Source organism: Wenjunlia tyrosinilytica, assembly GCF_014646055.1.
Lineage (GTDB): Bacteria > Actinomycetota > Actinomycetes > Streptomycetales > Streptomycetaceae > Wenjunlia > Wenjunlia tyrosinilytica.
Window position 1 is genome coordinate 25,638 of the sequence record NZ_BMMS01000029.1, and the last position, 26,149, is coordinate 51,786.

Genomic DNA, 26,149 nt, shown 5'->3' on the forward strand with positions numbered 1-26,149 from the left:
GACGCTCACGACGCGTGCCAGCCTCCCAGTCGACCGGCCCACCCGGGCAGTCCGCTCACCCGCTGCCGCCCCAGCTGGATGCTCGTCTCCCACGTGAGCAGGTCCGACGGGCTGTGCCATGCCTGGGCGGCCAGTTGATTGATCCGTGCTTCGACCCCGCGCAAATGCCGGCCGATGCGCTGGATCGCGAGGTTTGTCCCGCGTAGCCACAGCACCGCCAGGACCAGGACGTGAATCGCTACGTACACGGTCGGGGCGTTCAAAGTGATCTTGTTGGACACCGCCAGTAAAGCGGAGATGATGCCGGCGAATCCGATCATCTGCATGCGGGCCGCCACACGCTGGGTAGCCTCCTCGCGCAGTGTCCTGTATTCCTCGAAGAGAGCCGCTATCTCGTTGTCGAGTTGGCGTCGAGGTGTCCGCGGCGCGGGGGCGTTCGGGGGATCGGCGGGATCCTGCGTCAGCATATTTCCTCCCTTGCCGAGGCACAAGCGACATCTGCGGCATACCCATCGCGACTCGCGACGACACGGCTCGTACCTGCCCCCTTGGTGCCGAGAGCCGTAACGCGCTCTGCCGCCTGCGCCTTGATCGTCCTGCCTCGGAGCGGCGGGGAACTGGGCTGGTCGCGGCGTCGTCCTCCCGTGCACGACCCCCTGGGGAGGAGGATTGCCCATGAGCGCCGACCAATCCGGTGAACCGGCGCAGCGCTACGACGCCGTACTGCCGGTCGGGACGACCCAAGGGCGGGTCGTGATCGGCCTGATCCACGGCCCCGGGCCGCGCCGAGGACTCGCTCGCCCGCCGGGCCCCGGGCTGCTGCGGCTTCCCTGGTGGTTCGTTGGGAGAGGGGCAATTTTCACACACCGATGACACTGTGTTCGAAGCACTGGAGTATCGTGCAGGCCCACTGGGCAATCCCCGGCCCCCTACTCCCTGCGGCGTTCACTGGTTCCGGAGCAGTTGATTCCGGCGCGCGGTCACGGCCCACCATGGCCATCGGCCACGCAGCGCCTCCTTCTCTGCCCCACTTCTCCGCCCTCCCCACCGTCTCCCCTCCTCGGTCGCGGGGGCCGCCCCCCTTCTCGCTCCCTCTCCCGCTCCGAAGGTGCCTGCCTTGCGCAATTCCAGACATCGCAAACCCTCCTCCTCCGGCCTCGCCGCCGACGCCCTGGGTCGCTTCGACACCGTCGTCATGGCCGTGGCCGGCAGCGCTCCCGCGTACTCCCTCGCGGCCACCACCACCGCCCTGATCGCCACGGTCGGCGTAGCGAGTCCGGCTGCGCTTCTGTGGTGTGCGATACCCATGCTGGGCATCGCCTTCGCCTTCAACTATCTCGGCCGACTCGATGTGAACGCCGGGGCGAGCTACTCCTGGGTGGCCCGCGCACTCCACCCGGCGCTCGGCTTCCTCAGCGGCTGGGCGCTGGTCGTCTCCACTACCGTGTTCATGGTGGCCGGATCGCTGCCGGCCGGCAGCGCGACGCTTTCCCTCTTTTCCGCGGACCTGGCGTCCAACACCGTGCTGGCGACAGCGGTCGGTGCCGGGTGGTTCCTGCTGATGGCCGGCTTCGTGGCGCTGGGAGTACGGATCTCCGCACACGCCCAGTGGGTCATGACCGGCATCGAGGTCGTGATCCTGCTCGTCGTGGGTGTCGCGGCGATCGCCAAGGGCGGGGTCGGCCTCGCCTTCGACTGGTCCTGGCTGGGGTTCGGCCACTTCGACGGGGCGAAAGGTTTCGCTGCCGGTGCCCTGCTCGCCGCTTTCTACTTCTGGGGCTGGGACGTCACGGCCAACCTGAGCGAGGAGACCCGCAACAGCCGTCGTACCTCCGGCGCCGGCGGTCTGATCGGTGTGGTCACCAGCTTCCTGATCTTCGAGGTCATCACCATCGCGGTGAACACCGTGCTGACCGCGAAGCAGATCAACGGTGCGGAAACCGACGTGCTCACGCTTCTGGGGAACGCGGTCTTCCCGGGCTGGGGCGGCAAGGCGATGGTCGTGGCGGTGATGCTGTCCACCATCGCGACACTGGAGACCACGCTCATCCAGGTGACCCGCTCGCTGTTCGCCATGGGCCGGGACCACACCATCCCCGCCGTCTTCGGCCGGGCGCACACCACCCGGCAGACCCCCTGGGTGGCCACCGGCGCTGTCGCGGTCGTCGCCCTGCTGCTGTTCATCGGATCCAACGCGCTGGGGTCGGTCGGCACCATCATGTCGTCCGCCCTGTCCGCCATCGGCCTGCAGATCTGCGTCTACTACACCCTGGCCGGTCTGGCCGTGGTGGTGGCCTACCGGAAACTGCTCCTGAGGTCCACCGCCAACTTCGTCTTCATCGGTGCATGGCCGCTGTCCGGCGCCGTCTTCATGGGCTGGGTCTTCTTCGAGTCCATTCCCGAGCTGGACAGCACGACTCTGGCCGTCGGACTGGGCTCACTCGCCGCCGGTCTGGTGCCTTTGGCCGTCTACTGGAGCCGGGGGAGCGCCTACTATCGCGGCGCCGCGCGGCTGGATGCCGCCGTGGCGGAGGAGATGGACGCGCGGTACAGCACGGGCCTGGAGGATCTGCCCGCAGTGTCACCCACCGCCGATAGGGAGGGCGGAATGCTGACGGACTTCTGATGCCGGGCCGCGCGCTCCGCGCATGGTCGCGTGTCAAGGCATCACGTCCTCAGAGCAGGGTTTTCCCGGCGATCCGTCCAACACCCGCCCAGCCCTCCCCGTTTCCCGGAGAATCCCCTCATGGCCAGGTTCCACTCGCGCAACCCACCGCCCGTGTTCGACGCCACGGGCGGTGACAAATTCCTGGCCGAGGCCCGCAGGGATCTTGTGATGGGGCGCTGGCAGACCACCCGTGACCTGCTGCGCGACACGGGTCAGGAGTGGGGGCTGCGCACCCACCGGATGCGGCTGCTCGCGGACACCGCGGCTGCCGGGCGGGCCGTCGAGAGCTGGCAGGTCGCCGAACCCGGGAGCACCGATGCGCTGGCTCTGCGGGGCGAGACGGAGGTGGCCCGTGCGTTCGCGGCCGCGGCGGCGGCCGCGCGCTCGGGTTCGCCCCCCTCTCCGCACGAGCACAGCCTCGACCCGGAGACGCTCGATCGGGTCGGCCAGATCTGCTGGGAGGCGACGCAGGCCAACCACGCCGATCCGGTCCCGTGGGTCTCCCTGCTCGCTCTCGCCCGCCTCTACGCGGGCGGCCACCCGAGGGTGTGGGCATGGTGGGACGAACTGCGGGCCCGTGACCCGTACAACAGGGAGGCACACCATCAGGTGCTGCGGCACCTGTCGGCGCGCTGGCACGGCTCGCACGGCGCAACGTACGACTTCGCGCGTGACTGCGCCGCCGTCGCCCCTGCCGGGACGCCGCTGGCCGTGCTCGCTCAAGCCGCCCGGGTCGAGCACTTTCGCCTTCTCGTCCGTGCCGAGGGCACGACGAGCCTCGTCCTGACCCACCACTGGAAGAACGAGGCGGCGCTCGCGGACCTGCGTGTCTCCGTGCGGCAGTGGCTGGCCCATCTGGTCGAGCCCTGCGCGGCCCACGATGTGGCCGACCTCAACCTACTGGCTCACGGGCTGGTCGAGGGCGGGATGCTCGCGGAGGCCGCGACCGCGTTCCATTGGCTCGGCAACAGGGCCACCCAATCACCGTGGGCGTACGGCGGCGATCCCGAAGCGGTGTACGCCTCCTGGCGGGATCGGCTGATCGGCCCACGGCGATAGGACGGTTCCCCACTCGGCTGCCCGGGGGCGCCCGGTCATGACTCCTGGTGGTCCGGGGGTGCGGAAGGTGCGCCGGTAGCCCTGGGGGTGATTCCCAGCAGCCGGGCGAAGTGCCGGGATCGCCGCCGCTGTGCCCGGCAACCGCATGGGCGACATCTCTTACGCCATCGGCGGCGCTACCGGCCGGCCGCCAAGGCGTAGGCGCTCAGCTTTCCGTCAGGCGCTCGGCATGGCTTGCTTCCTCGGCGGTTGTCTCGCTGGGCCGACTGCTGTGCAGCCGCCAGCGGGTGACCACGGTGCCCGGGCCTTGAAGCCGGCCGCCGGCCAGGGCCTGGTCGATTCGGTCCCGAACCACCTGCTCATTGGCGGGCTCGGTGGCGAACAGAGTGCGCACGAGCACGCGGTCCCCGGCCCGTTCCGCCCGGGTGTGGTGAGCGGCCAGCGGGCATGGCGGCGTGTGTTTCCAGTGCCCGCACAGCGCAACGGTGATCGCCGCCCCCGGTGCCCGCGTGTCCGCGTCCGGAGGCATGACCAGGACCGCCTCGTGGGCGTAGGCACGGCGCATGCGGCCAGTATGCCGATCTCCGACGCTCCGCGTCAGCTGCCGACGCCCGACCGGTTCGTGAGGAGTCATGCGGAGCCGGGGCGACCCGGAGGTTTCCCTGGGATCGGTCGGCGGGGCTGTTCTCCGGGGCCGGTTGTGTGCCGGCGCCGTCGCGCACGGACCGGGTGCGGGGCCGGCGCCCGATCTGCGCCAGGCGGGCTTCACCGATGTCCATGCGGTATGGGCTCGCGGCGGCAACGGCCACGAACCCCTGGTCCTCGCCCATCGGCCCGAACTCTGACAGATGCGGCTTCTCGGCGACGTACCGGCACGTGCGGCGGCCACCGGACATGAGCCCGCTCCGGTTCCCCCGGCACGTGCGACCACCTGCGGGGAAACTTGCGGCTTCATCGGCACCTGCGACGGTATGCAGGGAAACTTAGGGCAGTTGGGGCCAACCGGTACACCCGAAGTGCCGTCTTCCCCGTCGATACGGATCAGCGACGAGGAGGACGCGGATGCATGTCCGGGGCTTGAAGGCCGTCACATTGGCCACCGGGATGGCGGGGCTGCTGATGGGCAGCACCATGGCGGCCAGTGCCGCACCGCTCGACGTCCCCGACCTGCGGGTGGACACCAACCGGGACGGGCGCGTGGATGTCTCGGGTGACACCGACACCCCCGGGGAGGACACATGGACTCCGAAGCGCGGCGCGTTGTTCCTGCCCAACGTCGACGACGACGCGAAGCGCTGCCCGACGAAGGACAGCCATGGCAAGCCGCTGCCCGACGCCAAGCTCGCCGCCTGCAACGACGGCCAGGACAGCGTGCTGAACGGGGCGCGTGACGCCGACGATCTCGCCCGGCTGCGGACCGTGCCGCGCTCCGCCACGCCCGACGGGGCCGTCGGCACGGCCAAGGTCGTCGGGGCGGCCGCGGCGGCCAGGACCCGGCTGTGGATCAAGCGCGGCGGCACCTGGTCACCGCTGAAGTCCACCGACCCGATCAGCGCCGCCGAACTGCGCTCCGGAGTGGAGTTGGGCCTCGAGGGCAAGGACGTGGTGCGCGACGCCAAGGTGTGGGACGGCACCGCGGTGGTCCGGCTGACCGTCGCCGCGGACGGCGCGTCGGCCTCCGACGATGTGACGTTGCGGGTCGCCCCCGTGCTGACTCACCACCACCTCCAGCGCGTCCAGCAGGTCCTGGTCACCGAGGAGCAGGACGACAGCCAGCATTCGCAGGAGCAGCGCAGGTTCGTCGCCGAACTGGCGCGGCAGGTCAAGGCCGCGGGCATCGACAGGCCGCTGAAGAAGTTCACCGAGTACGGCGACATCTGGGCCCAGGACTTCGTCGAGCCCGGCTACGCCTCCGTGCCCGGCCCGAACGGCAGGCTCCACACGATGCGGGTGCTCATCCGCTCCGCGCAGCCCGACCGCGCGGCCGGCCGTGAGCTGTTCGAGAAGCTGCGGGGGCCGGACGTGGGGGTGGTCCAGGTCAGCGGAGTACGCCCCGATGAGGAGCAGACGCTCAACTCCATGGGCAATCTCGAGACCATTCCGGCCTACACCCACGGCGGGCGGTCGTACCCCGCCGGGCGCATCATCATGGGACAGCGCCCCGATTCCCGGTCCAAGCCCGCCAAGGCGATGCGTACCTTCCTGGCCTCGCAGGGGATGCAGTCGCCGCTTCTGCTCGACACCTCGTGGCTGTCGGTGGGGCACGTGGACGAGTTTGTGCAGTTCCTGCCCGCGAACACCCCGCGCGGCTGGCGGATCGGTGTCGCCGACCCCCGGGCGGGGATCGAACTGCTGCGCAAGGCACAGCGCGAGGGACACGGGAAGCGGAAGATGTTCTCCGTCCCCGGCAAGATGGGTGTGCCCGCACCCAAGGAGACCATCAACGACGTCCTGTCGTCGAGGAAGTTCCTGTCCGACAACGAGTTCGCCGCGAAGCGGATCAAGGCGAATCTGGAGACCCTGAAGCGGGAAACGGGTGTCACGGACGCCGAGATCGTCAAGGTGCCCGGCCTGTTCACGCGGGACCAGGAAATCGGTGGCGGCCTCACCAACAGCCACAGGCTGCGCCGGATCGGTCCGGACGAGCTGCGGGGGCACGGTGTCCTGCGGGAGGCCGGGACGGCGGGTGGCGGCCGTCACCGCGCCGCCGCGATCACCCGTAGCGCGTACATCCCCGGCGCGGTCAACGGTGTTGTACTCGGGAAGGACCGCTATCTGGCGGCCAAGCAGTGGGGGCCGGTGATCAACGGCAAGGACATCTTCACCCAGGCGGTGAACAGGGCCTACAGCAAGGCCGGATTCACGGTCTCCTACATAGATGACTGGTACACGTACCACATCGGCATGGGCGAGGTCCACTGCGGAACCAACACCCTGCGCGACACTTCCCAGCCGTGGTGGCCCACCACATAGCTCGGCCGGGCCCCGTGTGCCTGCCACCTGCGGCATCCGGAGACCTCGAAGGCCGGTACGCCTTGGGACAACTGCCCAGCGCCAGTGCGCAGCGGATCAACGGGCCGCCCATTCGCGGCCGTGTGACGCTGAATGACGTAGCGGACCCGCGCGCACGGGCGTCCTGGAGAACGAGACCAGGCCCGCGGCCGGCGGCCGAGCACGCCGGTCCCGCGGGCGGGTTGCACTCGTGCAGCGCTTCGCCTGTCCTCAACCGCAGCGTGTCCGCCCCCGCCGGCCCCGGTCCCCGCGCCGGGCGCGGGCAGGCGTGCGCCGTCGGCGCGGACGCCGCTGCGCGGGTACGAGTTGTTCATCCGTTCGTGGGGCGCGCGGGCGTCGCTGCCGGATGCAGCGCCCTGTGCTGCCCGATGATCCCGTCATGGGGATGAGCGGCCGCACACGGCGCGACGGTCTGGTCTGCCTGGCACTTGCCCTCGGCGGGACAGCGCTCGGGGCATGGCTGACGTACCGATTCCAGCTCCCCGCGCTGGAGAGCGTCACGGCGTTCCTTCCCTCGCTGGCCGGGCTGTACCTGTCATGGGCGGCGTTCCGCGCCGAGCGCGCCGGGGCCGAGGCCGCACCGGACCCGGCACGGTTGGCCGATCAACTGGCCGTGGCCGTGCGCGGTCAGTGGGAGGCGGAGCTGCGGGTGCGCCGGATCAACGACCCCTATCCGCTGCCCGTGTCGTGGCGCGCAGCCGCTCCCGACCTGGCCGAGCCATGGCCCCTGCTGCGTCAGACGGCCGTCGGCTGGCCCGGCGGTCCACCGTCGGATCCCGAGGGCTGGGCGGGTGGCCCGTCCGGTCTGGCGGGCACCGGCGGGGAGTTGGGCGATGTCTTCCTGCACCGTGTGCCCACGCGGCGGCTGTTGCTCCTCGGCCGTCCGGGGGCGGGCAAGACCATGCTGCTGCTCCGCCTTCTGCTGTCCCTGCTGGCCCGCCGTGCGGAAGGTGCCGCGGTCCCCGTGCTGTTCCCGCTGGCCTCCTGGAATCCCGACGAGTCGCCCCTGCGGGACTGGATGGCCGAGCGGCTGGCCCGGGACTACTCCGGCCTGGCCGATCCCACCACGACCGGCTCCGAACGGCTGGGCCGGGCCAGGACCCTTCTGGAGCGCGGACTGGTCCTGCCGATCCTCGACGGGTTCGATGAGATCCCCGGGCCCTTGCGCGGGCAGGCCCTGGACGCGATCAACGCGTCACTGCCGCTGGGGCAGGAACTCATCCTCTCCAGCCGGGTCGCGGAGTACCGGGATGTGCTGTTCCCGGTGGCCGGGCTGCCGGTCCGGCTGGCCGGGGCCGCGGCCGTCGAGCTCGCTCCCCTGGACGCCCGGGACGCGGCCGAATACCTCCGGCGGGACGCGGGCGGGCACGGGACCGCGGCGGCATCGCGATGGGAGGCCGTGGTCGCCCGCCTGGGCGACATGGACGATCCGGTGGGGCAGGCCCTGAGAACGCCGCTGATGCTCGGCCTGGCCCGCACCGTCTACAACCCCCGGCCGGGGGAGCACAGTTCGGCGCTGCCCGATCCCGCGCTGCTGTGCGACCGCGCCCGCTTCCCGACCGCCGGTGCGATCCAGGGGCATCTGCTGGAAGCCTTCATCCCTGCCGCCTACCGCTCCCACCCGCGCTATCCGTGCCGTTGGACCGTCCAGCAGGCGCGGCGCACCCTGACGTTCCTGGCCCGGCATCTGGACCGCGATGTGGGCGGCAGCACCGACCTGGCCTGGTGGCAGCTGTACCGCGCCCTGCCGGCCCGTCTGCCCCAACTGGTCGCCGCGGCGGTGATCGGCGCCGTCGCGTGGTTCACCTCGGCGCCGCTCGGCAGGCTCATCGCCGAGCTGGCCGGGCTGGACAGCGGTTGGCTGACGGGACCGCCCGCCGGAGTCGTCGGCGGGCTGGCGGGAGGTATCGCCGCGGGCACGGGCTGCGGAGTCGCCGCCGGCTCGATCGCAGGGGTGGCCGAGGGGCTCACCACCGCGGTGGCCACGGGCAGTTGGCATGCGCTGCTGACGACGACCGCCAATGGCCTCGCCTATGGATTCGTCGGGGGGATCGTCGGCGCCCTGTGCGCAGGACCGTCGGCCCCCCGAGCGGCGTCCGACCCGGAGCCGGGGGACGGCAGCGCCAGGAACCGCGGGGCCGGGGCCCGGCGCGGTGGGAGTCGATGGCCGCGCGGTCGCCGTGTCCCCAACCGGCGCGGTCTGGCGCTCGGTCTGGTCTGCGGCGGCGCGCTCTGGTTCGCCTTCGAGCCCGTCTACGGACCGTTCGCCGCCTGCGCCGGAGCCGTCGTGAACGCCGGAGTGTACGGCCTCGCCGGAGCGGCACTCACCCGGCCGGTCGGCCCGCTGTCGGCGCGCGGCGCCGGTCCGGCGCCGGCGATCCGGCCGCGCTGGGCCTGGGACCGGCGCGGTTTCACCGTCGGCCTGCTCAGCGGCCCCGCCGTCGCTGTCACCCACTGGTCGGTCATCAGAATCCAGGCGGAGCTCACGGGTGAGCCCGGCTATCCGACAGCGGCCATGCTCTCCTTCATGTGCGCGTACGCCCTGGCGGTCGGCCTCGCCTGCGGAATCAGGAGCAGGCCCGCCGACCTCGCGACCGCCGTCGGCCCGGCGGTCCTGCTGGCCCAGGACCGCCGTACCCACAGAAGGCTCTGGACCGCCGTCGGCGCCGCTGTCGGCAGCGCGTTCGCCCTCTGCTACGGAGCCGAATACCTCCTCGACGCGGGGCTCCCTTATGGCCTGAGCCGAGGCACCTCCGACGCCGGCCCACTGGAGATGGGCCCCGCGCAGATCCTCGTCCGCACCCTCGCCTACGGAACCACCGTCGGCCTCGCCACCGCCCTCGGCCGGACCGCTTGGTGGTACTACGCGCTGGCCCGGCACCATCTGGCACTTCGGCGAAGGATCACCACCGACCTGACCGCCTTCCTCGCCGACGCCCATGAACGGCGGGGTGTGCTGCGCCAGGTGGGCGCGGTCTACCAGTTCCGTCACATCGATCTGCAGCACCACCTCGCCGGCACGGTTCCGCCCGCCGTACCGGCGGCACGACGGCGGGCAGTGCCGGGCGCCCGGTCGGGTGCGCCGACGCGCAGGAGCCGGGCCCGCCCCTGATCGGGCCCGCCCTCGGGAATGCGCTACCGGCCGGGCCCCGGACGTCAGGCGACCGTCAGCCGCGGGGGGCGATGTACAGGCTCTGGACGCTCCGGCCGATCGGGCCCTTCTCGTCGTGCAGGGACGCCTCGGCGACGCCGAGCCCGGCGGAGTCCACACTGGTGCGCGCGTCAAGGCAGACCCACTCGGCGACCGGCTGCCGGTGCAGGTTCACGGTGAGGTCCGGGTTGATGAACACATAGCGGTGGTAGTCGAGTTCGGCACTCACTCCGTTGACGGAGTCCGCGGCGGTGAGCACCCGGCTGAGCGGTGTGGTCTCCTCGCCCGCGACCAGAGGCTCACGCATGCGCATCCAGGCGGTCGCCGGGCCCGGCTCCAGGAACGAGCCCGAGGCGAAGCGCAACTCCATGGCCGTGTGATAGCCGATGTCCCACGGGACGGGGAAGAACGCTTTCGAGGGGGACTGCTCCGGGCCGGGTACCCGCGGTCCCCGGGACACCTCGGGTACGGAGTCCGGCACCGCCTTGATCAGCAGCGCCGTCGCCCGCATCACCTCCTGGCCCCCTTCCGGAACCAGGGACGCCTCGACGATCTCGACGCTGCGGCCCGCACGCAGCACGCGGGTGGTCACGGTCAGTGGCTTGATCGGCACCGGTCGCAGGATCTCGTAGGTGATCCGGGCGAGTCGCATGTCCTCCCGGGCTCCGGGGCGCCGCTCCACCGCCAGCCCGAGAAGAGCGGCGGGTGGTCCGGCGTGCTGGGAGTCGGGGTCCCACGGTCCGCGGGTGAACTCGGTGGGCGCGAATCTGTCGGCTTCCAGCCGCTCGAAGAACCCCCTCGGCTGCGACGCCATCGTCACGTTCCTCCCGCCGTAGATGTCCACCATCGAGGTTACTTTCCGGTAGGAGGCTTGTCACCAGAATGCTTTCAGGCCATCCGGCGTTCCGCGACGGCCGAACCGCCAAGTGGCTGGCCGCGGCGTGCGGGGTGGCGAATACGCCGCAGAACTCATCCTTGAGGCTGATCCCCCTGTCTTTCGTTCGCCGTTGAATGCCCCGCGTTCCTTGCATCCGCCGGAGAGGACGTGACGCATGGCAGGAGTGCGTGTCAGCGCGGTGTCCGAAGGGACGGGCGCTGCGCGCCCGCCCGACCGACGGCAGGACGGGGACGGACGCCGTCTCCGCCACCGCCCGGTGAACCGGGGCCTGTGGGGCCGGACGCCCTCTCGCAAGCCGCGCCGGGCCAAGGGCGGGCCCGCCGCGTTCGTACGCAGGGCACTCACGGCCGTGCGCGATCGTCCGGCGCTCTCGGGGCAGCATCGGCGGTGCAGGACCCGCCCGCGGCCGAGGATCAGCCGGGCGGTGGCCATTGACGCGTCGCTGGCGGCGGGCGCGATCGGCTACAGCCTCCTTCTGCACTTCCTGCTGATTCCGCTGCAGATCGCCGCCTACCCCGACTTCTCCGACGAACTTCCGACGGGCGCGGACATGGCGGTCATCACGGTGGCGGAGGTGGCGGCCGCCCTCGCCCTGCTGGTCCGCCGCCGCCACCCCCTGCCGGTGGCGGCGGTCTGTACGGCCGTGATCTGGCTGGGCGGCCCCGCGAGCACGTTCCCGTTCGGGCTCTACACACTCGTCGTGCAGCGCCGCAACCGCTGGGCAGTCGCTTACGCATTGGCGGCGGCCGCGATCCCGATCCGGGCGCTGTGGTCCACCACCGCCGTGTGGGGCGGCGGTGGACCCGCGGAGCCGCTGCCGTTGTACCTCGAGGGCTTCCTACTCGGCTACGTCAACCCGACGATCGTCGTTCCCGTGCTGGTGGGCATCACGATCCGCAAGCACAGGGTGCTCATCAGCACCCTCGACGACCAGGCGAAACAGCTCCAGCGCGAGCAGGCACTCATCTCCCGCAACGCGCGGCTGGAGGAGCGCACACGGATCGCCGGGGACATGCACGACGTGGTCACCCACTACCTCGGGCTCATGATCCTGCGGGCCGGGGCGATGGAGGCCCAGGCCGGTCGGGAGTCCGAAACAGGCAAAAGCGCCCGGCTCGTGGGAGACCTGGGGCGGCGTGCCATGAAGGAGCTCCGGGACCTGCTCGGGGTGCTCCGCTCGGACCCCGAAGCCGACGGCGAGCCGAGTGCGGGCGATGATCCGGGCGCCGGCGAATCGCGCTCCGGGACCTGGGGCGCGCAGGTCGTGAAAATGCTGAACGCGGCGCATCTCGCGGGCGTACCACTAACGTGGCAGGTCGACGGAGAACCCGAAGAAGCGGACGCGGCCGTACTGCGGGCCGCTTACCGAGTGGTCCAGGAAGCACTGTCGAACGCGTCCCGGCACGCACCCGGAGCCGAGGTCCGGGTGGCGGTGGAGACGGCCGACCAGCGTCTGGAGATCAGCGTCCACAACGGGCCCTCGCCGTTCCCGGCGATCGAGTCCGAACGGGACGGCGGACGCGGCCTCACCGGGATGCGCGAGCGGGTGGCCCAAGTGGGCGGCACCTTATGGACCTTCGACACACCGGACGGCGGCTTCGACGTCTGTGCGAGCTTCCCCCTCGGTGCCCCCGTTCCCGCGGCGCCTCATGATCAGGACCCTGGTCGCGGACGACGAGGCGCTGGCCCGGCAGAGCATCCGGCTGGTACTGGAAGCCGATGACGAGATCACGGTCGTGGACGAGGCCGCCAACGGTACCTACGCCGTCGAGTCGGCTCGCCGACATCGTCCGGACATCGCCATCGTGGACGTCCACATGCCTCATGACGGACTCGTCGCCGCCCGTGAGATGCTGCGCCTCGAACACCCTCCCCGTGTCATCATGCTCACCTCGTTCGCCCTCGACGAGTACCTCTACACGGCGCTGGAAGCGGGGGTGGACGGATTCCTCACCAAGGACGTCCAACCCGAGGATCTGATCAGCGCGGTCAAGGTCGTCGCCCGCGGCGAGGCCATCATCTCGCCCTCGATGACCCGCTCCCTCATCCAGCGGCACACCTCGTCGCTGCCGGCCCGCGGTATGCAGGAGCGGCTTCGTGCCCTTCCGGAGGTGCAGAGGGACATCCTGGCGCTGCTGGCCGAGGGCCAGTCCAACGCGGAAATAGGCGCCTGCCTGGATCTCACGGAGTCTCAGGTCAAGGTCCACATCAGCCGGATCCTGCGCCTGCTGCGGCTCACCAACCGGGTGCAGGCCGCCATCCTCGCCTACTCCGCGGGGCTGGCCCCGCGCCGCTGCGAGGACGGTAGCGACAAGCCCCGCATCTGACACCTGCCGGTCTGGACGGCACACCGTGGAGCGCCACGGTGTGCCGTCCACGGCTTTCGCCACGCCGTTCGTTGACCTCCCCTTCCTTCTCCGGGGTGATCCGGCCGACTTTCGTTGCAACTTGACTTCTCCGCGTCCGGAAAGCCCGATCACGCAAGGAGAGCTGATGAGACGGCGACGACCACCATCCCTCAACAGGCTGCTGTCGCTCATGGGCGTGCTCGCCCTGGTCGCGGCCGGCCTTGTGGTCATCCGGGTCACCGCGGCGGCCAATGAGCAACGGCCGCGGGACATCCGGGGACTGGCCTACGAAGCGCTGAAGGAGAACCCGGAACGGACGCACTACCGGAAGGGTCAGAGCTTCCGAATCCTTGGCATCAGCGAGGACGACGACGGCGGCCGCCATGTCCGGCTGGACCGCTACTACCAGGGGCTGCCGGTCATCGGCGGCGACCTCGTCCTCCACCTGCGCAGGAGCGGGCAGCTCAAGGGCACCAGCCAGACGCTCACCGCCGCACCCGACCTGCCGGTCAGGCCGAGGCTCTCCCGCGAGGACGCGTGGAAGCGCACCTTCGCCCACACGCCGGTGTCCGAGAAGGCGCCGAAGGGCAAGGACGCCAAGAAGGCCGGTGCCTCCAGGAAGGCGGAGAAGCAAGCCCGTGCGGGCAGCCGACTGGTCATATGGACGAACGGCGGGTCGGCCCCGTTGCTGGCCTACGAGAACGTGGTACGTGCCCAGCACGGGGACGGCGCGCCCGCCGAGGTGCACACGTTCGTCGACGCGGGCAACGGCAAGGTCCTTGGCTCGCGCGACAGGTACATGGACGAGGAGGGCACGGGCAAGACGCTGTACAGCGGAGAGGTGAAGCTCGAGACCAGCGCGGCCAAACAGGGCAAGGGCTTCGAACTCATCGACGCGAAACGGGGTGGGCTCACCACCCTGGACGCGAACAACCAGTGCATCCAGGGCGACCCCTCCTGCCAGCAAGGCCCGGGCGGGTCCGGTGGTCCTGGTGACCCTGGTGGTTCCAGTGGTGGCTCCGGTGGTGGTTCCGGTGGTCCTGGTGACCCTGGTGGTTCCAGTGGTGGTTCCAGTGGTGGTTCCAGTGGTGGTTCCGGTGGTCCTGGTGACCCTGGTGGTTCCAGTGGTGGCTCCGGTGGTGGTTCCGGTGGCGGCTCCGGTGGTCCTGGTGACCCTGGTGGTTCCAATGGTGGCTCTGGTTCGGGTGGTTCGGGTGGTTCCGGTGACCCCGGTGACCCCGGTGATCCTGGTGACCCCGGTGACCCCGGTGACCCCGGTGACCCCGGTGACCCCGGTGACCCCGGTGACCCCGGTGATCCTGGTGACCCCGGTGGTTGTGATCCGGTCGATCCGTTCTGCGATCCCGGCGATCCCGGCGATCCTGGCGATCCCGGCGATCCCGGTGATCCTGGCGACCCCGGTGATCCTGGTGACCCCGGTGGTTGTGATCCGGTCGATCCGTTCTGCGATCCCGGTGATCCTGGCGATCCCGGTGATCCTGGTGACCCCGGTGATCCTGGCGATCCTGGTGACCCCGGCGATCCTGGTGACCCCGGTGACCCCGGTGACCCCGGCGATCCTGGTGATCCTGGCGATCCCGGTGACCTCGGGGACCCCGGTGATCCTGGTGATTTCAGTGACCCCGGGGACTGTGATCCGTTCGATCCGTTCTGCGGGGTGGGGCCGGTGTCCGGCGCCCAGCCGAGGTCGGACGAGGCGTGCATCAAGGGTGTTCCCGTCTGCTTCGGCAGCCCGGCGCAGCTCAAGTGGTCGGACGAGAAGAAGGGGAGCGCCGCGCGGCGCAGCGGCACCGGAGGTTCCGACGGATCCGGTGGGCCCAGCGATCCCAGCGATCCCGGTGGTTCCGGTGGTTCCGGTGGACCTGGCGGACCTGGCGGACCTGGCGGACCTGGTGGACCTGGTGGGCCGGGAGCCCCCGGTGGCCAACTGCCGGTCCAAGGAACCCCCTTCGTCAGCGAGACGAACACCTTCGGGTCGGGCAGCGAGGACGACCGCTCCTCCGCGGCGGCCGACCTCCACCATGGAGCCGAGCAGGCATGGGACTACTTCCAGCAGAAGTTCAAGCGCAACGGCTTCGGCGGTGACGGCAGGGGGCCGACCCTGTTCGCGCATTACGGGCAGGGGCTCGCCAATGCCTTCGCCGATCCCAACTGCTTCTGCGCCCTCTTCGGCGACGGCGACGGGCAGAAGGCCAAGTCGATGACCCAACTGGACATCGTCGCCCACGAGATGACGCACCTCGTCTCGCTGTCGAACAACGCCCTGTCCGGGCAGGGCGAGCCAAGTGCGCTCAATGAGTCCACCAGCGACATCTTCGGCACCATGACCGAGTTCTTCACCAACAACCCCCAGGACCCGCCGGACTACACGATCGGCGAGGCCGCGGTCCCCGGCGGCGGTCGCTGGATGGACCGTCCGTCCAAGGACGGGGAGTCGCCCGACTGCTACTCGCCCGACATCGGCCAGAAGGACGAGCACATCGGGGCGGCCATCTCCAACCACTTCTTCTACCTGCTCGCCGTCGGCAGCGGGAAGTCCAAGTTCGGCGACAGCCCGACGTGTGACAACTCCAAGGTCAAGGGCCTCGGCAATGAGGCCGCCGAGAAGATCTGGTACCGGGCCCTGACCACGTACTTCACCTCCAACACCGACTTCGCCAACGCCCGCGAGGGCAGCCTGAAAGCCGCCGCCGACCTGTTCGGACAGGACAGCACGGAGGCCAGGACCGTCGCCCAGGCCTGGGACGCGGTCAAGGTGAAGTAGCGGCCCGAACACGCACCGACTCATCGCCCGTCAGCGGGTGGGCGAGGCGCCCACCCGCTGGCATCGCGACCATTCCCTATCCAGCGCATCGGCCTCCCACCACGGTGAGGCGGAACAGGACATTTCGATGAGGACCGCTTCCAGTACCTGCCTCGCTCGCCACCTGCTCACCGGAATCGCGCCTCCTGAGCCGCTTCGGGTTCCACCGCCGTCGTTCCCGCCGGCCAGGGCTGCCGCGTGGCTCATGCCGGCCGACCCGGCCGCTGTCCCCGTGGTGCGCGCAGCCTGCCGTGCCGTTTTGGAGGAGTGGAAGGCGGAGGCAACCGCGGATGTGAGTTGCCTGGTGATGACCGAACTCGTCACCAACGCCGTCACCCATGGCGGCGCTCCCATCCATGTCCTTCTCGCACTCCAGCGCCAAGGGCTCATGATCGCTGTGTACGACGCCGGGGAGGGGATGCCCCAAGCGCGGCAGACCGACGCCGAACCGGCACCCGAGGGCGGCATGGGCCTGTCGCTGATCGTGAGTACCCTCGCCTGCCATTGGACCGTCGCCAAGGCACTTCCCACCGGGAAGGTGGTGACCGCCCTCGTGCCGCCGCCCGATACGCGTGCCGAGAGCGTCTACAGCGAAACGGCCGGTGAGCACGCGGCCACCCGTCTGCCGCCCCTGTCCGTCAGGAAACTCCTGCCCAGGCACCGGATCAGGATCGGATTACCCGGGCACATGGACGCCGGTCCGGGGAAGGCGGTCCGCGCCCCTTCTCCGCTGATGGCCGACGCCCTGCCAGGGCAGGCGCCGCACATGCCGAGCCACCCCCGTTCGGAGTGAAGCCGGAGAAGGAGTCGACTCACGTGGCCAGGATCGGTTCGTCCACTCCCGCCGCAGGAGGACCGGCACAGTCCGCCGAGGCAGCGCAGTCGACAGAGGCCGCGAAGGTACTGCGGCGCAGGCACGGACCCGCGGTCCTCGACTACGCCCGCGTCTGCGCCCGTGACGAGAAGACCGCCGAGGACCTGGCCGCCATGACCCTGAGCCGGGCTCTCCACACCCTCAACGGCTTGGGCCGGATCGCCCGGCGGCCCCGTCTGCTGGGACTCGTCCTGCAGATCGCGGCGGACAGGGCCGACGGCGACTGCCGCCATGAGCTCGCGTCCGGCCTTGCCGACTGGCTCGAGGACGTCGTGGAAAGGGGCCGCGGCCTCGACGTGGATACCCTGCGCGGCCGCTCCCCGGTGGCGCGTGCCTTCCAGGCGCTGCCGGCGCGCAAGCGCGTGGTCCTGTGGCAGAACGAGGTGGAGCACGACGGCGAGGCGCAGCTGAGTTCGCTGCTCGGAATCGCCGAGTCCTCGGTGGCCCGTGCCGCGCACGCCGCCCTCGCGGCCTGGCGGGCGGCGTATGTGCGTTCGTACCCGGAACGCGTTGGTGACGACGGGTGCCGGCGCTACAGCAGGCTGGTCGACGCCGCGGCGTACTGGTCGGATGCGTCGGCGTCGGCCGGTCTGGGAGGGCATGTGGCGAACTGCCCCCACTGTTCACGGGCCTTGGACGACCTCACGCGGATGCGGCAGTGCCCGGGCGAGCTGCTGGCGGAAGCGATGCTGCCGTGGGGCGCTGCGCCATACCTGACGGCACGCCACAACCGTCAGGCCGAACACCGCGCGCAGGCCGTTTCCGGCGTGGCGCCACGTGAACGGACATGGCGGTCGGCGGCGTGGGCCGCGTTCGCCGCCGTGCTGGTGGCTGGGGCCGGGGCCTCCATCGTCGATGTGTTCCCGTGGGAGGACGGCGGCCCCTCCGGCGGCGGGCAGCACCGCCTGCCGCGCCCGGCGAACAGCGCCGCCACCGGCACGACTGCCACCGCCACCGCGACGGCCCGCCCCACCCCCACAGCCGGGAAGACCCCTGTGCCCAGTACCTCGCCGCCCAGGACCCACCCGTCAAGCCCGGAAACCTCCCGGGACACGCCGCGGCCCGGCCACTCGGTCCCTTCCGGAAACGTGCCGGTTCTGGACTGGCGGTTCAATGAGTCCTCGGACAAGCCGGTGCTCGACAGCTCCAAGCGGGGAAACGCGGGAAGGCTTGTCGACGGTGCCCAGCGCGTGGGGCGCGGAGACCGCGTCCTGATCCTCGACGGGTTCCGGCAGTATGCCGAAGGGCCCGACGAAGTGGTGGCCACGGACCGCAGTTTCACCGTCTCGGCCTGGGTCTTTCTGGACGATCCCTACCGGCCGCAGGCCGCGGTGAGCCAGGACGGCCACGAGATCAGCGGCTTCTCCCTGGGGTACTCGCCCGTCGGAGAACGGTGGACGATGGGCATGTACCCCTCCGACCGCGCCCGCGGCCATCTGGACCAGGCCTTGTCGCGGTGTCCGGCCCGACCGCGGACATGGGTCCATCTCACCGGCGTCCACCAGGACGCCGACAACCAATTGCGCCTCTAGTCAACGGCGGGCTGGAGGGCGTCGCGTCCCACACCGGCGACTGGCGGGCCGCGGGCGCGTTCGCTGCCGGGCGTGCCCTGTGGGCGGGTGCGCCGATCGGCGAGCTGGCCGGTGGACTGGGCGACGTACGCGTCCATCGCCGGGCCCTGTCCTCGGCCGAAGTCTCCAAGGCCTACCACGAATTGCGCGAGCGCTGACAACCGCGGCGCGGCCTTCCCGCCGTGCCTCGGGCGGCACCAGGCTCAGGCATCGCGGTGCACGGCCAGGTGGGCCAGGGCGGCCAGTTGCCGCTTGGCGGAGGGGCCTGGGCGGCCGGCGGACAGTGCATCGAGCGCCGCCTCCAGCTCGGCCCGCGCCGCCCGGGCGGCTGCGAGGCGGCCGCCGGCTTCGTCGACCAGTGCTGTGGCCTTCTGGACCTGTGCCGGGTCCAGCGGCGTGCGCTGAGCGTACAGTTCGGCCAGCCGCCGACCGGCGGCGCTGCCGTCGGCCAGTGCTGCCAGGACGGGGTAGGACTTCTTCCGGGCGGCGATGTCCGCGCCGACCGGCTTGCCGGTTCGCGTCGTCTCGCCGAATATCCCGAGCAGATCATCGGTGATCTGGCCCGCCACTCCCATGGCGCGGCCGAACTGTTCCAGTCGGCGCGCCCGGTCGTGCTCGGCACCTCCGGCGAGGGCTCCCAGGTAGCAGGCCACTCCCAGGCCGGCTCCGGTCTTGGCCTCGGCCATGGCGCGGTATTCGGCGACGGTGACGCTGCCGCGCCGCTCGAAGGCCACGTCGTCGGCCTCGCCCTGAGCCATCTCCAGCACCGCCTCAGCCAGAACGGCGCTGGAGCGGGCGGCGAGACCGTCGCCGGGCTCGGCGACCACCTGGTGTGCCAGGGCGAGCAGGGCGTCCCCGAGCAGGACGGCGGAGGCCACGCCGAAGGCGGCCCAGACCGTGGGGCGGTGGTGGCGCAGCCGGTCCTGGTCGATGACGTCGTCATGGATGAGGCACGAGTTGTGCGTCAGCTCCACGGCCACAGCGGCGGCAAGGGCCTGTTCGGCCGTGCCACCCACGGCCTCGGCACAGGTGAAGGCCAGTGCCGGGCGAGCCGATTTCCCCGCCGGGCCGTGTGTCGCGGGGTGTCCGTGCTCGTCCCGCCATCCGAAGTGGTAGTCGGCCAACGGCGCGATCGCCGAGGGAAGTCGACAGGTCCACTCGCGCAGCGCGGGGATGAGGAGTCCGCGCGCACGTACCAGCAATTCGATGGCTGCCGCGCGGTCGGCGGGGCCGCCGGGCTCGAAAGGAGTCACTGTCGCCTGTGGGGTAGCCGGCACGCTGTCACGAAAGGACCAGAATACCCCTACCGCACGTTGCGCCTTCGTGCGGGCCCGGGGGTGTGCGGATCCACATCGCGGCACCCGCACACCCAACGGCGCCCCCGGTGGGGGCCGGCCCGTGTCACATCACTGCTGGACCACCAACTGGTTCACCGACCAGTCCGGCAGGATGACGTAGACGGAGACGAGACGCTTCTTGACCTCGTTCCTGAGTCCGGCGACCTGTGTGGCGAAGTCGCGCATGACGGCGGCCCGGTCGAACTGGGCAACGTGCTGTCCCGCCCACAGACAGGGGTTGTCACAGGCGTCCAGGACGACGATGACGTCCTTGGTGGGGTAGGCGGCCAGTTTCTCGGTGACGCCGCCGAGGAGACCCGTGGGCAGCTCGGCGAGGGTTTTGACCCCGCTCACCTTGAGACTGTCGCCCACCAGGCTGCACTTGTCGTAGAAGGTCCCCGCGGTGTGTCCGGACGCGTCAGGAGAGTGCCCCGCGATGCAGAAGTCCGGCTTCAACTTGGTCTCGTTGAACGGCCACGGCAGGAACTGCTGGTGCCCCGCCAGCCACAGGGCCTTGGCGGCGATGAGCTCCAGGACCGCGGTGTAGTTGGCCACGTTGAGCCCCGGGGGGACGAACGAGCCGTTGGTCTTCACCTCGTCCGGGATGGCCTGGAGCCTCTTGTTGTCGGCGACCGCGTAGCACAGGCGCAGCAGGACGGCCTTGGCGTGGCTGGCGGGCAGGGCGGGATCGAGCAGGCTGACCACCAACTCCTTGGACGCATCGGCGAATGGCTGGGTCGGCCCGTCCCCTTTGAGGAGCGCTTTGATGAGTGAGTTGTCGGGTCCGAGGCCGTTCGTCCCACAGGTGATCAATAAGATCTCCTGCTCCCAGGAGGCGGGCCAGGTATGCGGGGTGGGCGTCAGCATGCGTACCAGCTCCTTGTGGATGTGCGCGAGTGTGTGCGGCCGCCGGGCGCAGGCGCGCTCCGCACGCCTGCCGCGAACGGCGAGGTGCGGTACGAGACGAGACACGGAACGGGGAGCGCGGGCCGACCGGCCGGGCGCGCTGAACATCAACGTGACGGCGTTGCCACGCGGCAGCGCGCGTCACCCCACCTCTCCCCCCTCGCGCGCCCATTTGCCCCATTCGCCCGGCGCGCACCTCAAAGAATGCTCGCGCATGTCACTCCACGTCAATAGCCCGTAACGCATGGCTTGTGAGCGAGCTGCGGTGCGGGGTGCGGGCCCCGCACCCCTTCGTGGTGAAACGGACGTCGGGGAGGCGGCACTCCTACGGCGTCAGCACCACCTTGCCGGTGCCGGTGACGGTGACGGTGCCGGTGACGGTGACTGTGCCGGACTCGGCCAGGCACAGGGCTTCCGCTACGCGGGCGAGCGGCAGTTGGGCCGCGATCTGCGGGTGACCTCACCACGTTGCGGCGATGCGAAGACCTGAGTGGCCGGCAGTGGCTGTTCCGGCCCAACCACGCGTGGGTCAAGACGCTGGAGCAGAGTCCGGCCCCGTTCACATACACGCCCTCCCTGTCAGGGGACGTTGACGGAAGCCGCCGGGGTCCGGCCGTTCTGGGCCTGCTGGGCGCGCTCGGCGATCATGCGGGTCATGGCCTCAAGGGTCGCGGGATCGAAGCCTCCGCCCGCGCCCCCCGTGCTGGTGCTGCCCTGCCCCTCGACGCCGACCACGACGCTGCCCACCAGGACGAATGTCTCGAACTTGGCTTCGGAAACCGACTCGACCGCGCTGCTGCGGTCACCGATGGCCGGCAGCGACACCGGTCTGCCATGGTTCTGCCTGACGATCACGTCATACCCGGCGGCGGCCTTCTTGGCACTGGAATACGCCGCGACTCCGAATTCGGCCTTGTCGACGTTCCCCGGCTCGGTGTACTGGACGCCGCCGCCGAAGAGCATTCCCTCGCAGTTGGCCTTCGAGCACCCTCGCGCCGATTCCACATCGGGCCCGGTGTCCAGGGTCCACCCCGAAGGCATGCTGCGCAGGTCCGGCAGAACCGCCTTGACCTGTTCGGCCCTCGTCAGCGTCACCTGCTTGCCCCCGCCTCCGCCGCCCCCGCCGTCTCCGGTGGCGTCCTGCACCCCGCCGGGCAGACCTCCGTCCCTCGCCCTCGTCCCGGGCGCCGCGCCCGGGGTGTCGCCCCCACCGATCATGTGCACGCCGCCGTAGGTGGCCAGCGCCACCAGCGCGACGAAGAGCGAGGCCAGGGCCACCAGCAGGCCGCGGCCGCTGCGTGTGTTCGAGATGGTCAGCGGCCCCAGGGAGATCTGGCTGCCGCGCAGGCTGCTGCCACCGATCACCACGCTTCCCGTGGTGTGGCCGGGCGGCACAGGGGGCGCTCCGCTCGGCGCAGGACCCGCCAGGGCGGCGGCGACCAGACCGGCGAATTCCGTGTCGGCCGCCAGCGCGTCCTGAAGGGCCGTCCGTAAGCCCTGCGCCGCTGTCGGATCCGCGGGGGCGGCGTCGGATCCCGCCAAGGCCGCCCTGCCCTGCTCGGAGCGGCCGAGCCGTTCACGGACCAGATCGGACACCGCCTGACCGACCCCGTTGCCTGCCGCCGTCGCCGCCCCGGACATCACCTGCACCACCAACGACGCGAGATTCGCCGCCTCCATGGGCACCCCCTCCGAATGACGGTAAGCGTTCGACGGCCCGTCAGGAACCGCGCGATGCCGCTCGTTGGGGAATGGGGTGTGCGCTTGCCGGTATGGGAGACGCCGGCAGTCCACGAGCCCCGACGGCAGCGGAGGTCCTCGATCAGCCACGCGATGGGTCGCAGCCCCTCGGAGGCGGTGCGCGATTGGTGCGCCGGGCTCAGCGGTTGAAGCACACCACCTTCGGTTGCGTCATCTCCTCGTAGGCGAAGCGCACTCCCTCGCGACCCATGCTGCCGTATTTGAACCCGCCGAACGGCATGGCGTCGAGGCGGTAGTCGGACGAGTCGTTGACCATGACGCCCGACGCGTCGATGCGCTCGGCCAACTCCAGCGCGTCGTGCAGCCTCGATGTGAAGATGCCCGCGTGCAGGCTGTACTCGGTCTGGTTCGCCACCGAGAGCGCCTCTTCCAGGTCATGGAACCCGCGCAGAGCGACGATCGGGGCGAACGTCTCCTCCGCCCACACTGCGCAGTGCTCGGGCACGTCCTCCAGGACAGTGGGGGAGTACAGGGATCCGGTCCGGTCGTTGCCGCACAGCAGGCCGGCTCCGGCGGTCAGGGCCTCGCCGACCGCCGACTCGGCCCGCTTGGCGTGGAGTTCGGTGATCATCGGCCCCACGTCCGTTGCCTCATCGAGTGGATCGCCCACGCGCAGACGGCGGGTGGCCCGCAGGAACTGCGCACGGAACCGGTCCATCACCGAGTGCTCGACCAAAATCCGTTGGGTGCCGACGCAGTTCTGACCGGCGGCCCAGAACGCTCCGGAGACACACGCCCGCACGGCCTCACCGATGTCGCTGTCCGCCATCACGATGACCGGTGCGTTGCCGCCCAGGTCCATCGCGAGCCGCTTCAGGCCGGCGGTCCTGGCGATGCTCTCGCCGGTGGTGAAACCGCCGGTGAACGACACCATGCGCACCTCGCGAGCACGCACGATCGCCTCACCCAGATCCGGACCACCGGTCGCCACTGTGACCACCTCGGGCGGCAGGCCCGCCTCGATCAGTGTGTCGACGAGTCGGACGGCCGAGAGCGGCGCGAGGTCGGACGGCTTGGCGATGACGGAGTTGCCACCGGCGATGGCCGGACCGAGCTTGTGGGCGACCAGGTTCAGCGGGTCGTTGTACGGGGTGATGGCCGCGATGACCCCCAGCGGCTCGCGAGTGAACCAGCCCCGCCGGTTCTCCGAACCGGGGAAGGCGGTGAAGGGGACCAGTTCGCCGGTGTTCCTGCGGGCCTCCTCCGCCGAGAGTCTGAGGGTGTTCACACAGCGGGCCACCTCCTTGCGGGCCTGCCGGATCGTCTTGCCCGACTCTTCGACGACCAGGCGGGCGAACTCCTGCGACCTCTCACCGACGAGCGCCGCCGCGGCTTCCAGAGTCGACGCCCGACGGTGCCGCGGGGTGCTTCCGCTGTACGCCGCGCCGACCTCGGCCCGCATGACCACGACGTCGATGTCGTCGGCCTCCATGGCCGGTACTGTGCCCACCAGATCTCCGGTGAACGGGTTGAGCACCGCGGTGGTCCGGGTCATTCGAGGGGTCCTTTCCGGGCTTGCCTGCCGTGCCTGCCGTGCCTGCCGTGCCTGCTGCGCGGACCGCGGACCGCGGACCGCCGTCCGCGGACGCGTGCTCAGCGTGTTCTGGATTCATGGATGGCGATGACGTCCGACAGCAGCGCGTACGCCGTCTCGACCCGGCCCGCCCCCGGTCCCGAGACCGTCACGGGTCCCAGCAGATCTGTGTCGAAGGACACCGCGTTGGCGGCCCCCGAGACACCGGCCAGGTGATGGTTCAACGGCAGAGCCCTCGGGGCCACCTGCGCGCTGATGCCCCCGCCGGGTGTCCGGCGCGCCGAACCCACGAGCTTCCAGCGCAGCCCCTGCTCGGCGGCCTTCGCGGTGTCCGCGGGCGTCAGGGCGGTGATGCCGGTGGTCGCCACGTCGTCCGGAGCGAGTGCGCCGCCCAGCAGTTCGTTGGCGAGGACGGCCACCTTAAGCCGCACGTCGTGGCCCTCCAGGTCGGCGGTGGGATCGGCCTCCGCGTATCCCAGAGACCGGGCCTCGCGCACGGCCGCGCCGAGGTCGAGTCCGGACTCCATCCGGCCGAGGACGAAATTGGAGGTGCCATTGAGGATTCCTTCGAATCCCTGGATTTCCAGCCCGCCGAACATGCGCTCGGCCAGGCGGATGACCGGTGTTCCGCTCATCACCGCGCCCTCGAACTCGAATGCGACGCCCTGCTGGGCAGCCAGCGCCTTGAGCTCGGCAGCGGCCAGCGCCACCGGCCCCTTGTTGGTGGTGACGAGGTGCTTCCCCGACCTCAGCGCCCACCGGCAGTGCGACAGGGCCGGCTCGCCGTCCAGCGGGTTCGTGAATGTGGCCTCGACGACGATGTCTGCCGGTACATGGTGAATGATCCATTTGTTCCGGGCGTCGGTGCTTCCTCCCAGCCGGCGAAAGCCCCCGTTGCCGGGGTCGGCCGCGAGTACGTCGGGGACATCAACCCCTTCCTCCGCGACGATGGAGCCGAGTCGTAGATCCGTTATGGCCACGACTCGCAAGCGGAAGCCGAATTGCTCGAGGAGTTCGTCGTTGCGCTTTTCCAGCAGTTCGAGAAAAGCTCGGCTCACACCGCCGAAACCGATGAGCGCCAGGTTGTAACACGTCATGAGCCGTATCCCCCTCTGGAGTGACGTGACGATGCTCGCTCATGACAACCCCCTCCCGCGCCTGCCGATCCGTTCGACTGTGTGGCCGATTCGGCCATGTGCCGAGCAGATCGACCAGTGCCTGATCGGGGACCGGTGGTGAGCCAGGGGGGCGGGGCTCCTACCCCAGGGTGTGCGTGAGGGCTTCCACCTCGTCGAGCCTGTCGGCCGATCCCGGCGCGGCGCCGGCACACCCGACCAGGACCAGTTCGGTGACCGCGATCTCGTAGGTCAGCGGAGCGATCGGCCCGGCGGCTTCGCGCGGCAGGGCGATCAAGTGGTCCGCATGCGGGGCCGGCGGGGCATCCCAGGCGTCGGTGACCAGCACGACGTGGGCGCCACGTTTGCGGGCCTCGGCAACGAACCGAGCCGTCGCGGCGCTGTAGCGGCGGAAGTCGTACGCCACGATCGTGTGGCGGGGACCGATGTCGACCATGGTACGGGCCCGGGCCTGGGGCGGTCCGGGAACCCGGGAGACACCCGGGCGAAGGCCGGCCAGCTGGCGCGCGAGGTATTCGGCGGCCAGCTCGCTGAGCGGCCCGCCGATCGTCCACACCGCGCCGGAGCCCATCAACAGCTCGGCCACGGCTGTCAGCACCGGCTCGCTGACCGAGCCGAGTGTGCCGCTCAGCCCGCTCCGGAGGGTGTCCGCTGCCTGCTCGAAGGTGGATGGTGCGGCGCTGCCGCCCGAGACGAATTGCCGCAGCCGCGAACGGTCCTCCTCGCGCGCTTCGGAGCGGATCGCCTTCTGGAAGTCCGCGTATCCGTCCCACCCCAGCCGGGCGAAGAGCCGGGTGGCGGTCGGCGGACTGACCGAGGCCCGGGCGGCCAGTGACCGCAGCGATTCGAGAGCGGCGTACGGATAGTCGTCGAGGAGCACACGGACGATCGCGCGTTCTCCCTCCGGGAGTGCGCTGTACGCCTCGGTGAGTCTCTCCGCGATCGGCCCCTCTGCCACAGGCCTCATGTTACACAGCCGGCCGGATGTGGCACCGGGTGTAACGAACGTTACGGGCAGCTTAACGTTTGTTCCGCCATTGCGAAAAGTGGGGAGTCAATGTAACGATTGG

General features: G+C 70.5%; 19 protein-coding genes. 9 read left to right on the plus strand and 10 right to left on the minus strand.

The genetic code is table 11. The features are described 5' to 3' along the window. Positions 1-5: 5 nt before the first annotated feature. Positions 6-467, minus strand: a complete 462-nt coding sequence (locus tag IEY86_RS27615) for a hypothetical protein (protein WP_189134594.1) — start codon at positions 465-467, stop codon at positions 6-8. Positions 468-1,117: 650 nt separating this feature from the next. Between IEY86_RS27615 and IEY86_RS27620 the strand changes: the two genes are divergently transcribed. Both IEY86_RS27620 and IEY86_RS27625 read left to right on the plus strand, forming a co-directional pair. After that, positions 1,118-2,626, plus strand: a complete 1,509-nt coding sequence (locus IEY86_RS27620; RefSeq protein WP_373287105.1) for an APC family permease — start codon at positions 1,118-1,120, stop codon at positions 2,624-2,626. A gap of 120 nt (positions 2,627-2,746) precedes the next feature. Next, positions 2,747-3,727, plus strand: coding sequence for a hypothetical protein (locus IEY86_RS27625; protein WP_189134595.1), 981 nt, complete (start codon positions 2,747-2,749; stop codon positions 3,725-3,727). Between the two features lie 205 nt (positions 3,728-3,932). On the opposite strand, the gene IEY86_RS27630 is transcribed toward IEY86_RS27625, so the two are convergent. Further along, a complete protein-coding gene (locus IEY86_RS27630) occupies positions 3,933-4,292 on the minus strand; it encodes a hypothetical protein (protein WP_189134596.1) in 360 nt (119 codons plus the stop codon). A 497-nt stretch (positions 4,293-4,789) separates the two neighbouring features. Between IEY86_RS27630 and IEY86_RS27635 the strand changes: the two genes are divergently transcribed. Continuing rightward, the gene (locus IEY86_RS27635) at positions 4,790-6,700 is read left to right on the plus strand and encodes a protein-arginine deiminase domain-containing protein (RefSeq protein WP_189134597.1); all 1,911 of its coding nucleotides are present in this window, start codon (positions 4,790-4,792) and stop codon (positions 6,698-6,700) included. Positions 6,701-7,124: 424 nt separating this feature from the next. Further along, positions 7,125-9,851 carry an NACHT domain-containing protein gene (locus tag IEY86_RS27640; protein WP_189134598.1) on the plus strand — a complete coding sequence of 909 codons (2,727 nt, stop codon included), beginning with the start codon at positions 7,125-7,127 and terminating at the stop codon, positions 9,849-9,851. 55 nt (positions 9,852-9,906) lie between these two features. Here the strand turns inward: IEY86_RS27640 and IEY86_RS27645 are convergent, their stop codons facing one another. Further along, entirely contained in the window at positions 9,907-10,737 is an 831-nt protein-coding gene (locus IEY86_RS27645; RefSeq protein WP_229698813.1) for a thioesterase family protein, read from the minus strand. A 475-nt stretch (positions 10,738-11,212) separates the two neighbouring features. Here IEY86_RS27645 and IEY86_RS27650 point away from each other — a divergent pair, with 475 nt between their 5' ends. The 5 genes from IEY86_RS27650 to IEY86_RS27670 all read left to right on the plus strand — a co-directional run bounded on the left by IEY86_RS27650 (position 11,213) and on the right by IEY86_RS27670 (position 18,366). Further along, positions 11,213-12,511: a sensor histidine kinase gene (locus IEY86_RS27650; RefSeq protein ID WP_189134599.1), complete on the plus strand. Its 1,299-nt coding sequence runs from the start codon at positions 11,213-11,215 to the stop codon at positions 12,509-12,511. Further along, complete coding sequence (locus tag IEY86_RS27655; RefSeq protein ID WP_189134600.1) at positions 12,438-13,115, plus strand: response regulator; 678 nt, start codon at positions 12,438-12,440, stop codon at positions 13,113-13,115. The genes IEY86_RS27650 and IEY86_RS27655 overlap by 74 nt, the downstream gene beginning before the upstream one ends. 166 nt (positions 13,116-13,281) lie before the next feature. Then, entirely contained in the window at positions 13,282-15,921 is a 2,640-nt protein-coding gene (locus IEY86_RS27660) for a M4 family metallopeptidase (RefSeq protein ID WP_189134601.1), read from the plus strand. Between the two features lie 244 nt (positions 15,922-16,165). Further along, on the plus strand, positions 16,166-16,753 hold the full coding sequence (locus IEY86_RS27665; RefSeq protein WP_189134602.1) for an ATP-binding protein: 588 nt from the start codon (positions 16,166-16,168) through the stop codon (positions 16,751-16,753). Between the two features lie 23 nt (positions 16,754-16,776). Further along, entirely contained in the window at positions 16,777-18,366 is a 1,590-nt protein-coding gene (locus IEY86_RS27670) for a LamG-like jellyroll fold domain-containing protein (protein ID WP_189134603.1), read from the plus strand. Here IEY86_RS27670 and IEY86_RS27675 read toward each other — a convergent pair. The 7 genes from IEY86_RS27675 to IEY86_RS27705 all read right to left on the minus strand — a co-directional run bounded on the left by IEY86_RS27675 (position 18,363) and on the right by IEY86_RS27705 (position 26,037). Then, on the minus strand, positions 18,363-18,503 hold the full coding sequence (locus IEY86_RS27675) for a hypothetical protein (RefSeq protein WP_189134604.1): 141 nt from the start codon (positions 18,501-18,503) through the stop codon (positions 18,363-18,365). The two genes, IEY86_RS27670 and IEY86_RS27675, sit on opposite strands and share 4 nt — an antisense overlap. Positions 18,504-18,608: 105 nt before the next feature. After that, positions 18,609-19,658, minus strand: a complete 1,050-nt coding sequence (locus tag IEY86_RS27680) for a polyprenyl synthetase family protein (RefSeq protein ID WP_189134605.1) — start codon at positions 19,656-19,658, stop codon at positions 18,609-18,611. A gap of 153 nt (positions 19,659-19,811) precedes the next feature. Beyond that, a complete protein-coding gene (locus IEY86_RS27685) occupies positions 19,812-20,609 on the minus strand; it encodes a hypothetical protein (RefSeq protein ID WP_189134606.1) in 798 nt (265 codons plus the stop codon). A 618-nt stretch (positions 20,610-21,227) separates the two neighbouring features. After that, entirely contained in the window at positions 21,228-22,328 is a 1,101-nt protein-coding gene (locus IEY86_RS27690; protein ID WP_189134607.1) for a hypothetical protein, read from the minus strand. A gap of 199 nt (positions 22,329-22,527) precedes the next feature. Next, on the minus strand, positions 22,528-23,904 hold the full coding sequence (locus IEY86_RS27695) for an aldehyde dehydrogenase family protein (RefSeq protein WP_189134608.1): 1,377 nt from the start codon (positions 23,902-23,904) through the stop codon (positions 22,528-22,530). A gap of 98 nt (positions 23,905-24,002) precedes the next feature. Next, on the minus strand, positions 24,003-25,040 hold the full coding sequence (locus IEY86_RS27700) for a homoserine dehydrogenase (RefSeq protein ID WP_189134609.1): 1,038 nt from the start codon (positions 25,038-25,040) through the stop codon (positions 24,003-24,005). Between the two features lie 160 nt (positions 25,041-25,200). Further along, on the minus strand, positions 25,201-26,037 hold the full coding sequence (locus tag IEY86_RS27705; RefSeq protein WP_189134610.1) for a MurR/RpiR family transcriptional regulator: 837 nt from the start codon (positions 26,035-26,037) through the stop codon (positions 25,201-25,203). Positions 26,038-26,149: the final 112 nt, after the last annotated feature.

What these genes read in the sequence shown, in the direction of transcription:
- IEY86_RS27615 (WP_189134594.1), bottom strand. Translation starts at nt 467, where the DNA reads ATGCTGACGCAGGATCCCGCCGATCCCCCGAACGCCCCCGCGCCGCGG.
- IEY86_RS27625 (WP_189134595.1), top strand. Translation starts at nt 2,747, where the DNA reads ATGGCCAGGTTCCACTCGCGCAACCCACCGCCCGTGTTCGACGCCACG.
- IEY86_RS27630 (WP_189134596.1), bottom strand. Translation starts at nt 4,292, where the DNA reads ATGCGCCGTGCCTACGCCCACGAGGCGGTCCTGGTCATGCCTCCGGAC.
- IEY86_RS27635 (WP_189134597.1), top strand. Translation starts at nt 4,790, where the DNA reads ATGCATGTCCGGGGCTTGAAGGCCGTCACATTGGCCACCGGGATGGCG.
- IEY86_RS27640 (WP_189134598.1), top strand. Translation starts at nt 7,125, where the DNA reads ATGAGCGGCCGCACACGGCGCGACGGTCTGGTCTGCCTGGCACTTGCC.
- IEY86_RS27645 (WP_229698813.1), bottom strand. Translation starts at nt 10,737, where the DNA reads ATGGTGGACATCTACGGCGGGAGGAACGTGACGATGGCGTCGCAGCCG.
- IEY86_RS27655 (WP_189134600.1), top strand. Translation starts at nt 12,438, where the DNA reads ATGATCAGGACCCTGGTCGCGGACGACGAGGCGCTGGCCCGGCAGAGC.
- IEY86_RS27660 (WP_189134601.1), top strand. Translation starts at nt 13,282, where the DNA reads ATGAGACGGCGACGACCACCATCCCTCAACAGGCTGCTGTCGCTCATG.
- IEY86_RS27665 (WP_189134602.1), top strand. Translation starts at nt 16,166, where the DNA reads ATGCCGGCCGACCCGGCCGCTGTCCCCGTGGTGCGCGCAGCCTGCCGT.
- IEY86_RS27675 (WP_189134604.1), bottom strand. Translation starts at nt 18,503, where the DNA reads ATGGACGCGTACGTCGCCCAGTCCACCGGCCAGCTCGCCGATCGGCGC.
- IEY86_RS27685 (WP_189134606.1), bottom strand. Translation starts at nt 20,609, where the DNA reads ATGCTGACGCCCACCCCGCATACCTGGCCCGCCTCCTGGGAGCAGGAG.
- IEY86_RS27690 (WP_189134607.1), bottom strand. Translation starts at nt 22,328, where the DNA reads ATGGAGGCGGCGAATCTCGCGTCGTTGGTGGTGCAGGTGATGTCCGGG.
- IEY86_RS27695 (WP_189134608.1), bottom strand. Translation starts at nt 23,904, where the DNA reads ATGACCCGGACCACCGCGGTGCTCAACCCGTTCACCGGAGATCTGGTG.
- IEY86_RS27700 (WP_189134609.1), bottom strand. Translation starts at nt 25,040, where the DNA reads ATGACGTGTTACAACCTGGCGCTCATCGGTTTCGGCGGTGTGAGCCGA.